Source organism: Streptomyces sp. NPDC058257, assembly GCF_042881845.1.
GTDB lineage: Bacteria > Actinomycetota > Actinomycetes > Streptomycetales > Streptomycetaceae > Streptomyces.
On record NZ_JBHVXJ010000032.1, the window covers coordinates 1 to 12,587 of the forward strand.

Genomic DNA, 12,587 nt, shown 5'->3' on the forward strand with positions numbered 1-12,587 from the left:
GTTGTGGGTTTGTGGAGGAGCTGACGTTGGAGGCTCCGCTGGTTCTGCCTGTGCAGGGTGGTGTGCAGCTCCAGGTCACCGTGGGCGCCGAGGACGAGACCGGCCGCTGCTCATTGAGCATTCACTCGCGTGACGCGCAGGACTCCGAGGGGGCGTGGACCCGCCACGCCGAGGGAGCACTGTCCGCCGCTCAGGGCGGGGAACCGGTAGACCTGACCGAGTGGCCGCCGCCGGGCGCGGAGCTGATCGAGGCTACGTCCACCCTCTACGAGCGGCTCGCCGAGACGGGCTATGGCTACGGTCCCGTGTTCCAGGGGCTGCGGGCCGCGTGGCGGCGCGGCGACGAGATCTACGCCGACGTACGGCTGGGAGAGGAGCAGCGCGAGGACGCGGCTGCCTTCGCTCTGCACCCCGCCCTGCTCGACGCCGCCCTGCACTCCACGATGCTGCTGCCGGAGCGAGAGGACGGGACGGGACAGGGGCTCGGGCTGCCCTTCGCATGGAGCGGTGTGTCCTTGTACCGCGCGGGTGCGTCGGCGGTCCGGGTGCGCCTGGCCAGGGTCGGGTCGGACGCCGTCTCGCTGACGCTTGCCGACGCCGCCGGGCAGGCGGTGGCTTCTGTGCAGTCGCTGGTGTCCCGCCCGGTCGCGGCCGGCCAACTCGGCGGTGGTGCGGCGGCCGGGGACTCCCTGTTCCGCGTCGAGTGGTCATCGCTGCCCGGGAGTTCGGCGGCGCCGGACACAGCTACCGCACTGTCCGGGATTGAGGTGCTGGCCCTGACGGGTGGTGACGCCGAAGGATCCGTACCCGTATCGCCACCCGTACGTGCGGAAGCGGTGTCCGCCTTGCTCGCCGACGCTCTGAGCTCGGTGCAGGAGTTCCTGGCCGATGAGCGGCGTGAGGCGTCGCGGCTCGCTGTGGTGACGCGGGGTGCGGTGGCCACGGCCGATGGTGCGGCGGTGGATCCGGTGGGTGCGGCCGTCTGGGGTCTGGTGCGTTCGGCGCAGGTGGAGAATCCGGGCCGGTTCGTGCTGGTCGACGTGGACCCGGCCGCCGCTGAGACGGACGTGAACGATGCGGTGATTGCCGGGGTGTTGGCGTCCGGTGAGCCGGAGGTCGCGGTGCGGGAGGGTGTGGTGTGGGTGCCGCGTCTGGTCCGGGTCGCGGTGCCGGAGGCGGCTGTCGAGGAGGGCGGCTGGGGCGAGGGTACGGTCCTGGTGACCGGTGCTCTGGGTGGCCTGGGGCGGATCGTGAGCCGTCATCTGGCCGAGCGTCATGGTGTACGGGATCTGCTGCTCGTATCGCGACGTGGTGAGCAGTCACCCGGTGCGGACGAACTCCGTACGGAGATCGAGAAGCTGGGGACCGGGGTGCGTATCGCGGCGTGCGATGCCGCCGATCGCGAGGCGCTGGCCTCCCTCATCGCGGAGGTCGGCTCGGATCTGACGGCGGTCGTGCACGTGGCGGGTGTTCTGGACGATGGTGTGGTCACCTCGCTCACCCCTGAGCGGCTCGACACGGTCCTGCGTCCGAAGGTCGGCGCGGCCCTCAATCTCCATGAGCTGACGTCCGGACTCGATCTCTCCGCCTTCGTCCTCTTCTCCTCCGCAGCGGGTGTCCTGGGCAGCGCGGGGCAGGCCAACTACGCGGCGGCCAACGTCTTCCTGGACGCACTGGCCCAGCACCGCAGGGCGCAGGGCCTTCCCGCGACCTCGCTCGCCTGGGGCCTGTGGGCACAGGAGAGCGACATGACCGGGAAGCTGGACACCGGGGACTTGGGCCGGATGGCCAGGGGCGGGGTCGCGCCGCTCACGTCGGAGGAGGGGCTCGCGCTCCTCGACACCGCGGTTGGGTCCGTCGAGGAGTTGCCCGCAGTCCTCGTGCCGCTGCGCCTGGATGCCGCGTCGCTGCGCGCTGGCGCCGGTGCGGACGGGCTGCAGCCCGTGTTCTCGAAGCTGGTCCGCACGCCGGTGCGCCGGGCCGGGCGGGCTCTCGGACAGGCGGGGAACGGGAGCGCGGCGAGCGACGGGCCAACCCTCGCGCAGCGCCTCGCCGACCTCAGTGACGAGGAGCGGCAGCGCACCCTTCTCGAATTGGTCCGCGGGAATGTCGCCATGGTTCTCGGGCATTCCGGAGCCGAAGCGGTCGGCGCCACTCGTGGATTCCTGGAATTGGGAGTCGACTCGCTTACGGCCGTGGAACTCCGCAATCAGCTGAACTCCCTTTCAGGGCTGCGACTTCCGGCTACCCTCATCTTCGACTACCCCTCGCCGGCAGCGCTCGCCGCCCATCTGGACGAGAGTCTGCCGCGTGAGGGTGCCGGGGCGGCCGGTGGTGCGATGGGGCCGCGCGGCGGGGGTGTCGCCGCCGAGCTCGACGGACTGGAAGCGGCCCTGGTCGCAGGCCCATTGGGTGGTGAAGACAGGGCAGCCGTACGGAACAGGCTGCGTACGCTGCTCGGCAGGCTTGAGGGTGAGGAGCAGGGTTCCGTGGCCGCGGTCTCCATCGTGGAACAGCTCGAAGAAGCCGATGACGACGACATGTTCGACTTCATCGACAATGAACTCGGTCTTTCCTGAGGTGTAATTCCTGAGGGGTTCCATAGGGGGAGGGTAGGGGTTGTTGGCCCTACCCTCCCTATCTACAGTGATCCCTGGATATCGTGCAGAAACGAAAATGGGCGCGATTGGGTTCTGCTCATTTGAAGGAGTCGCACCGAATGGCGAACGAGCAGAAGCTCCGTGACTACCTCAAGCGAGTTACCGCGGACCTCCACCAGACGCGGCAGCGGCTGCAGGAGGCCGAGTCGGCGGACCAGGAGCCGATCGCCCTCGTCGCGATGAGCTGCCGCTACCCCGGTGGGGTCGGCAGCCCGGAGGATCTGTGGAAGCTCGTCGCCGAGGGCGGCGACGCCATTTCCCCCTTCCCGGACGACCGTGGCTGGGACGAAGACCTTCACGACTCCGACCCGGACCGCCCTGGCAAGAGCTACGCGCGCGAGGGCGGATTTCTGCACGACGCCGCGGAGTTCGACCCCGCATTCTTCGGTATCAGCCCCCGCGAGGCCCTCGCCATCGACCCGCAGCAGCGGCTGCTCCTGGAGACCACCTGGGAGGCGTTCGAGCGGGCGGGCATCGACCCGCTGTCGGCACGCGGCACCCGCACGGGTGTCTTCGTCGGCGTCATGTACGGCGACTACGGCAACCGTATCCTCAGCAACCCGGAGGGCCTGGAGGAGTTCGAGGGCTACCTCGGCAACGGCAGCGCGGGCAGCATCGCGTCCGGCCGGGTGTCCTACACCTTCGGCCTCGAAGGCCCCGCGGTGACGATCGACACCGCGTGCTCGTCGTCGCTGGTCGCCCTGCACCTGGCTGCGCAGGCGCTGCGGCAGGGCGAGTGCACGATGGCCCTCGCCGGCGGTGTGACGGTGATGTCGACACCGGACACCTTCGTGGAGTTCAGCCGTCAGCGCGGCCTGTCGGCTGACGGCCGGTGCAAGGCGTTCGCGGAGGCCGCGGACGGTACGGGCTGGGGTGAGGGTGCCGGACTGCTGCTCCTGGAGCGTCTGTCGGACGCGCGTCGCAACGGGCACGAGGTGCTTGCGGTCCTGCGGGGCTCCGCCGTCAACCAGGACGGCGCGAGCAGCGGACTCACGGCGCCGAACGGGCCGTCGCAGCAGCGGGTGATCCGGGCTGCGCTGGCGAGCGCGGGGTTGGCCGCGGGTGATGTGGACGCGGTGGAGGCGCACGGTACGGGCACGACGCTGGGTGACCCGATCGAGGCGCAGGCCCTGCTGGCGACGTACGGCCGTGAGCGCGGCGAGGGACGGGACCCGCTGTGGCTGGGCTCGGTGAAGTCGAACCTCGGCCATACGCAGGCCGCCGCCGGTGTCGCCGGTGTGATCAAGATGGTCATGGCGATGCGGGCAGGTGTGCTGCCGCCGACGTTGCATGTGGACCAGCCGAACTCTCATGTGGACTGGTCGGCAGGGGCCGTTGAGCTGCTGACGGAGGCGCGTACCTGGCCTGAGCGCGGTGACAGTCCGCGTCGGGCAGGTGTGTCGTCGTTCGGTGTGAGCGGGACCAACGCGCACGTGATTGTCGAGCAGGCGCCGGATCCCGTAGGGCCCGCGGAGGCGGCACCGGCCGAGGCCGGGTCGTCGACTGCGGCGCTGCTGCCGTGGGTGGTGTCGGCGCAGAGCGCGGAGGCGCTTCGGGGGCAGGTGGAGCGGCTGCGCGGATTCGTGGTCGACGAGGGCGAGTTGGATCCGGCGGACGTGGGCTGGTCGCTGGTTTCGGGGCGGGCGGAGCTTGAGCATCGGGCTGTGCTGCTGGGACGGCACGAGGTCTCGGGGGCCGTGGTGGAGGGCCGCCTGGGAGTCGTGTTCACGGGTCAGGGCAGTCAGCGGGTGGGGATGGGCCGTGAGTTGTATGAGGCTTTCCCGGTGTTCGCGGATGCGTTGGATGAGGTGTGTGGGCATCTGGACGCGGTCCTTGACCGGCCGCTGAAGGATGTGATGTTCGGTAACGATGCCGAGCTGCTTGAGCGGACGGGGTATGCGCAGCCTGCGTTGTTCGCGGTCGAGGTGGCGCTGTATCGGCTCGTTGAGTCGTTCGGGGTGTGGCCGGAGGTTGTTGGTGGGCATTCGGTGGGTGAGTTGGCTGCGGCGTATGTGGCTGGGCTCTGGTCTCTGGAGGATGCGGCTCGGTTGGTGGCTGCTCGGGGCCGGTTGATGCAGGCGTTGCCTGAGGGCGGCGCGATGCTGGCTGTGCAGGCGGCTGAGGCGGACGTACTGCCGCTCCTGGAGGGTCTGGAGGAGCGGGTTGGTCTGGCGGCGGTGAACGGTCCGTCGCAGGTGGTGCTTTCCGGTGAGCGTGAGGTGCTGGAGGGCCTGGCCGAGACGCTGAAGGCTCAGGGGCGCAAGGTGCGGTGGCTGAAGGTCTCGCATGCCTTCCATTCGCCGTTGATGGACCCGGTCCTGGATGACTTCCGTAAGGTCGCGCAGAGCCTGACGTACGAGGCTCCGAAGCTGCCGGTCGTCTCGAACCTGACGGGTGAGCTGGCCGAGGCTGCTGAACTTCAGGATCCGGAGTACTGGGTGCGCCACGTCCGCGAGGCGGTGCGTTTCCACGACGGCCTCAACTCCCTCACCGCATACGGGGTTTCGACGCTCCTCGAACTGGGTCCGGATGCCGTGCTGACGGCGATGGCGCACGACACTGTCACCGATCCGGCCGCTCAGTCGGGTCTGATCGCGGCCCTGCGTAAGGACCGTCCCGAGCCGGACACGTTCCTGACCGCCCTCGCTCAGGCCTACGTGCGCGGCGCGACCGTCGACTGGACGCCCCTCTACGCCCCGGTCGAGAACCGACGCCGCGTCGACCTGCCCACCTACCCCTTTCAACGCCAGAGCTACTGGCTCAATCCGCAGCAGCAGTCGGCCGCATACGGCGCGGTCGGCAGCGGTGACCCGGTCGACGAGAGCTTCTGGAAGGCCGTGGAGGCCGAGGATCTAGGCGCGCTGACGAGTGCCCTGGCCGTCGACGAGGAGGCTCCGCTGCGGTCAGTGCTGCCCGCTCTGACGGCGTGGCGGCGGCAGCGGAACGAGCAGTCCGCGCTCGACGGGTGGCGCTACCGCGTGACGTGGAAGCCCCTGAGCAGGGTGGCCCCCGTCAAGCCGAAGGGCACCTGGCTCGCTGTTGTGCCCGCCGGGGGTGCGGACGACCCGTGGCCGGCGGGGCTCGCCGGGCAGGGTATGCGGCTCGTGACCGTCGAGGTGGACGGGGCGGATGTCGCCCGGGACGCGTTCGCCGATCAGCTGCGTTCCGTGGCCGATGGAATCACCATTGAAGGTGTACTTGCGCTGGGCCTGGACGACGATCTCACGGCCACGCTGACGCTGATCCAGGCGTTGGGTGATGCTGGTGTGTCGGCTCCGTTGTGGTGTGTCACGCGGGGTGCGGTTTCGGTCGGGCAGTCCGATGGGGCGCCTGATGCGGGGCAGGCGGCTGTGTGGGGTCTTGGCCGGGTCGCGGCGTTGGAGTATCCGGAGCGGTGGGGTGGTCTGATCGATCTGCCCGGGGTGCCGGATGCCCGCGCTCTCTCGCGTCTTGCCGGGGTGCTCGCCGGAGGAGGCGGGGATAGGGAGGACCAGCTGGCTGTCCGGGGTTCGGGTGTTTTTGTGCGTCGTCTTGTGCGGGTTGAGTCGTTGGCTTCGGTTGGTTCGGTTGGTTCGGTCGGTGTGGGTGGTTCGGTTGGTGTGGGTGGGTCTGTTGGTGTGTGGGTGCCTGGGGGGACTGTTCTGGTTACGGGTGGTACGGGTGCGATTGGTGGGCATGTGGCGCGGTGGTTGGCGGCTGGGGGTGCGGAGCATGTGGTGTTGACGAGTCGTCGTGGGTTGGCGGCTCCGGGTGCGGGGGAGTTGGTTGCGGAGTTGGAGGGGTTGGGGGCCAGGGTTTCGGTGGTGGCTTGTGATGTGGCTGATCGGGGTGCGCTTGCGGGGGTGTTGGAGGGGATTTCTGGGGATGTGCCGTTGAGGGGGGTGTTTCATACGGCGGGGGTGTTGGATGACGGTGTTCTGGATGGGATGTCGGGTGAGCGTCTGGCGGCTGTGTTGCGGCCCAAGGCTGAAGCTGCTTTGAACTTGCACGAGTTGACCCGGGACAGTGAACAGCTGACGGCCTTCGTGCTCTTCTCCTCACTGACCGGCACGGTCGGTGCGCCCGGGCAGGGCAACTACGCTGCGGCCAACGCATACATCGACGCACTCGCGGAGCGCCGTACGGCAGAGGGCCTGCCGGCCGTCTCCCTCGCCTGGGGGCCGTGGGGCGGTACGGGTATGGCGGCCGACGAGGACGGGGCCGAGGCGCGCATGCGCCGGGCGGGCCTTCCCGTCATGGACGCCGGGCGGGCGACGGAGGTGCTGCGGCAATCGGTTCGGGCCATCGACTCCGGTCACCCCGGTCACTCCGATCGCTCAGGTCAGTCGGCCGTAGCCCAGGTCGGACACTCCGCGACGGTCGTCGCCGACGTCGTGTGGGAACGCTTCGCGGACGGCTTCACCGCCGCCCGGCCGAGCGCACTCTTCGACGACATCCCGGAGATCGCGGTCGCCCGTGCGACCAGCGGCGCCCCCTTCGGTGCGGAAGAGCCCGAGGGACCGGCCCTGAAGCAGCAGCTCGCGGCCCTGTCGCGTGCCGACGCCGAACGCACCCTGCGCGACCTCGTACGGTCCCAGGCCGCCACGGTCCTCGGCCACGGCGGACCTGAGGTGGTGGAGGCCGACCGGGCGTTCAAGGAACTCGGCTTCGACTCGCTCACCTCCGTGGAGTTCCGCAACCGCCTCGCCGCCACGACCGGCCTGACCCTCCCGGCGACGCTGGTCTTCGACCACCCCTCGCCCCAGGCGATCGCCGACTACCTGCACGCTGAACTTCTCGGCTCGGCGGCGGCCCTGGGCGGTACGGCCACAGTCACCGACGCCGACGTGGTGCGACCGGCACCGGCCCACGGGGCTGACGACGAGCCTCTCGCGATCGTGTCGATGAGCTGCCGGTTCCCGGGCGGCGTCCGGTCACCGGAGGACCTGTGGCGCCTCGTCGCCGACGGCGTCGATGCCCTGGGGGAATTTCCCGCCGACCGTGGCTGGGACACCGAGTCGCTGTACGACCCCGATCCGGACAGCTCCGGCACGACGTACACGAAGCAGGGCGGCTTCCTCGACGGTGCCGACCGCTTCGACGCCGACTTCTTCGGGATCTCGCCGCGTGAGGCGCTCGCGATGGATCCGCAGCAGCGGTTGCTTCTGGAGACGGCATGGGAGGCGTTCGAGCGGGCGGGCATCGATCCGTCGTCCCTGCGCGGTAGCCGTACGGGGGTCTTCGCCGGAACCAACGGCCAGGACTATCTGGACCTCCTGAAGGACGCCCCCGAGGTCGCCGAGGGCTACATCGGCACCGGCAACGCCGCGAGCGTCGTCTCGGGCCGGCTGTCCTACGCCTTCGGCCTTGAAGGCCCCGCGATGACCGTCGACACGGCCTGCTCATCGGCACTGGTCGCCCTGCACTTGGCGGCGCAGGCGCTGCGTCAGGGTGAGTGCGACTTGGCGCTCGCGGGCGGTGTGACGGTGATGTCGACACCGAGCGCCTTCCTGGAGTTCAGTCGTCAGCGGGGTTTGGCGGTGGATGGCCGTTGCAAGGCGTTCGCGGAGGCTGCGGATGGTACGGGTTGGGGTGAGGGTGTCGGGCTGCTCCTGTTGGAGCGGTTGTCGGACGCGCGCCGGAATGGGCATGAGGTGTTGGCGGTGGTGAGCGGTTCGGCCGTGAACCAGGATGGTGCGAGCAATGGGCTTACTGCGCCGAATGGGCCGTCGCAGCAGAGGGTGATCCGGGCTGCGCTGGCGAGTGCGGGGTTGGCTGCGGGTGATGTGGATGCGGTGGAGGCGCACGGTACGGGCACGACTCTGGGTGACCCGATCGAGGCGCAGGCCCTGCTGGCGACGTACGGGCAGGAGCGGGGTGAGGGGCGCGAGCCGTTGTGGTTGGGTTCGGTGAAGTCGAACATCGGTCATACGCAGGCCGCTGCGGGTGTTGCCGGTGTGATCAAGATGGTTATGGCGATGCGGGCGGGTGTGCTGCCGCCGACGTTGCATGTGGATCGGCCGAGCAGTCATGTGGACTGGTCGGCGGGGGCTGTTGAGCTGTTGACGCAGGCGAGGGAGTGGCCTGAGCGCGGCGACAGTCCGCGTCGGGCCGGTGTGTCGTCGTTCGGTGTGAGCGGGACGAATGCGCATGTGATCGTGGAGCAGGCGCCGATTGAGGCCGTCTCGGACAGTGACGCCGTGGTGAGTGCCCCGCCGTCGAGCGTGGTGCCGTGGGTGGTGTCGGCGAAGAGTGCTGATGCGCTGCGAGTGCAGGTGGAGCGGCTGAGTGAACGCACCGCTGGTGACGGTGAGTTGAGCCCGGCGAGTGCTGTCGATGTGGGCTGGTCTCTGGTTTCGGGGCGGGCGGTTCTTGAGCATCGGGCTGTGCTGCTGGGGGAGCGTGAGGTTTCCGGGGCTGTGGTGGAGGGGCGCCTGGGTGTTGTCTTCACGGGTCAGGGCAGTCAGCGGGTGGGGATGGGCCGTGAGTTGTACGACGCCTTCCCGGTGTTCGCGGATGCGCTTGATGAGGTGTGTGCGCATCTGGACGCGGTGCTGGATCGGCCGTTGAAGGATGTGATGTTCGGTAACGATGCCGAGCTGCTGTCCAGGACCGGGTATGCGCAGCCCGCGTTGTTCGCGGTCGAGGTGGCTCTCTACCGTCTGGCTGAGTCGTTTGGTGTGCGGCCGGAGATACTCGGTGGGCATTCGGTGGGTGAGCTGGCTGCGGCGTATGTGGCTGGGCTCTGGTCTCTGGAGGATGCGACCCGGCTGGTGGCCGCACGCGGCCGGTTGATGCAGGCGCTGCCCGAGGGCGGCGCGATGCTCGCCGTGCAGGCTACGGAGACGGACGTACTGCCCCTCGTTGAGGGGCTTGCGGACCGTGTGGGTATCGCGGCGGTGAACGGTCCTTCGCAGCTGGTGCTTTCCGGTGAGCGTGAGGTGCTGGAGGGCCTGGCCGAGACGCTGAGGGGCCAGGGGCGGAAGGTGCGGTGGCTGAAGGTCTCGCACGCTTTCCATTCGCCGTTGATGGACCCGGTTCTCGACGAGTTCCGCAAGGTCGCGCAGGGCATCGTGTATGGAACGCCGAAGCTGCCGGTGGTCTCGAACCTGACGGGTGAGCTGGCCGAGGCTGCTGAGCTTCAGGATCCGGAGTACTGGGTGCGGCACGTCCGCGAGGCGGTGCGCTTCCATGACGGCCTCAACTCCCTTACGGAGTACGGAGTGTCGACGCTTCTTGAACTCGGCCCGGACGCCGTGCTCACGGCGATGGCGCACGACACCGTCACCGAGCCCGAGGCCCAGTCGGGCCTGATCGCGGCCCTGCGTCGCGATCGCCCCGAGCCCGACACGTTCCTGACTGCCCTCGCCCTGGCGCACGTGCGGGGCGTCGACGTCGACTGGACGCCTCTCTACGAGCCCGTCGCCGCGCGTCGCCGCGTCGACCTGCCCACCTATGCCTTCCAGCACCAGCGCTACTGGCCCGAGGTGAGGAATGCGAACGGTGCCCTTCCGGCCGATGACGAGGCCGCCCGCGTCGACGGCGCGTTCTGGGACGTGGTCGAGCGCGAGGACCTGGAGGGGCTGACCGGGGTCCTGGAGATCGACGAGGAGGCCTCGCTGCGGTCGGTGCTGCCCGCGCTCGCCTCATGGCGGCGGAAGCGGCGTGAGCAGTCCGCGCTGGACGCGCTGCGTTACCAGGTCTCGTGGAAGCCGCTGACCGGCCTGCCGGACGGGACGGCTCTGTCGGGCACCTGGGCCTTGGTGGTGCCGGCAGCGCAGATCGCGCACCCGTGGTGCGTGGCCGCCGAGGAGGCATTGGCGGCGCGAGGCGTGAACGTCGAGCGGATCGTGGTCGGAGGGAGCGAGGGCGACGACGCGGTGGTCGCTGACCGCGCGGAGATGGCGCGGCTCCTCGACGGGGTCGGCGGACGAGCGTCCGGTGTGCTGTCGCTTCTGATGCTCGACGAACGCTCGTATGACGGCAGCACAGGCAGCACAGGCAGCACAGGCACCACTGAAAGCCCCGGGGGTTCCGGTGATCTCGCCTGGGGTGTAGCCGCGACGCTCACCCTCACTAAGGCCCTCGCAGACACGATGGCGTCCGCGAGGCTGTGGATCGCGACGTCCGGCGCCGTCTCCGTCGGCGCGAACGACCCTCTGCGCGGCGTCAGGCAGGCCCAGGTCTGGGGCTTCGGGCGGGTCGTGGGTCTTGAACACCCCCAGCTGTGGGGCGGGCTGATCGACCTCCCCGAGGCAATCGACCTCCCCGAGGCAGGGAAGGCCAAGAAGGATGACGTCGGGTCGCGTCTCGTGGACGTGCTCGCGGGGGCAGGAGGCGAGGATCAGCTCGCGGTCCGTGGTTCCGGTGTCTTCGCTCGCCGCCTGGTGCGCGCGGGCAGTGCGGCCCCGGCGGGTCTGCCGGACGCGACCCCGGCGAACAACCCGCAGGCGCCGCAGGCCCAGAGGCCCCTGGAGACCCCGGCGGAGCCCTGGCGCCCGCGCGGCACCGTGCTCGTCACGGGCGGCACCGGCGCACTCGGCGCGCACGTGGCGCGCTGGCTCGCGGGCAACGGCGCCGAACACCTCGTCCTGACCAGCCGCCGTGGCCCGGACGCACCCGGCGCTCTCGACCTGGAGTCGGAGCTCACCGCCCTGGGCGCGAAGGTGACCGTCACGGCCTGCGACATCGCGGACCGCGCGGCTGTCACGCGCCTGCTCGCGGACGTGCCTGCCGAACACCCGCTGACCGCCGTCGTACACGCGGCAGGCGTCGGCCAGGACCAGCTGATCGACGCGACGAGCCCGGCCGACTTCGCCGCCGTGGTGGCGGCGAAGACCACCGGCGCCACGCACCTGCACGAACTCCTCGGTGACGAGCCGCTGGACGCGTTCGTGCTGTTCTCGTCGATCGCCGGAGTATGGGGCAGTGGCGCCCAGGCCGCGTACGCCGCCGCCAATGCCCACCTCGACGCGCTCGCCGAGCATCGCAGGGCCCGTGGGCTCGCGGTGTCGTCGGTCGCCTGGGGACCCTGGGCGGGTTCGGGCATGGCGGGCGACGACGAGGCCGCCCGGCACCTGCGCAAGCGGGGCCTGCCCGTGATGCGGCCCGAACGAGCTCTCGCCGCCCTGCAGCTGATCCTCGATCGGCGCGACGCCCTGGTCACGGTGGCCGACGTCGACTGGCAACGCTTCGCACCCGCCTTTACCGTCCAGCGGCCGAGTCCGCTCCTTGACGAACTGCCCGAGGCCCGCGCGGCCCTCGACGCGGCGGCGGGCGGCGGACCGCACGCCGTCGGCACACCGGGCGCCCCGGGGCCGGACGAAGTCGCCGCCGCCCTGCGCGAGCGGCTCGCCAAGGCCGGGACCGCTGAGCGTGCGCGCACCGTCCTGAAGCTGGTGCGCACGGAGGTCGCCGCCGTGCTCGGGTACACGAAACCGGAGGCGGTGCAGGCCGACCGTGCGTTCAAGGAGTCCGGCTTCGACTCGCTGACGGCGATCGAACTGCGCACCCGACTGAGCGCGGCGACCGGCCTTCGCCTGCCAAGCACCCTGGTCTTCGACCACCCGACCGCCAATGAGCTCGCCCGCCACCTGCTGGCGGAGCTCCTGCCCGAAGGGGACGGCCCGGAAGGCGACATGGACCGCGGTGCGGGCGGTACGCCCGACACCCCCGCGGACACCGAAGTCCGCAAGGTCCTGGCAGCTGTCCCGATCGCCCGCATCCGAGAGGCCGGACTGATGGACGCCCTCCTGCGGCTCGCCGCGCCCGACGACGGCTCGGCGGTCACCACAGTGACTCCGGACGATGGCGACGACGCGTCCGCCTCGATCGACGCCCTGGACGTGGAAACCCTGGTCCAGATGGCCTTGGACAACAGTGACTCCTGACGAAGCGCATACAGCGCGTGCGCAGCACACACAGCACGCGCAGCAGAGGCAGCACCCG

2 protein-coding genes are annotated in these 12,587 nt (G+C 70.1%); both read left to right on the forward strand.

Annotation, left to right across the window (positions count from 1 at the left end):
* Positions 1 to 2,579, forward strand: a 2,579-nt coding sequence (locus tag ACFVXC_RS40360; protein ID WP_389916466.1) for an SDR family NAD(P)-dependent oxidoreductase, incomplete at its 5' end; no start/stop codon positions are given.
* Between the two features lie 83 nt (positions 2,580 to 2,662).
* Complete coding sequence (locus ACFVXC_RS40365; protein ID WP_389916468.1) at positions 2,663 to 12,529, forward strand: type I polyketide synthase; 9,867 nt, start codon at positions 2,663 to 2,665, stop codon at positions 12,527 to 12,529.
* The last annotated feature ends 58 nt before the right edge of the window (positions 12,530 to 12,587 follow it).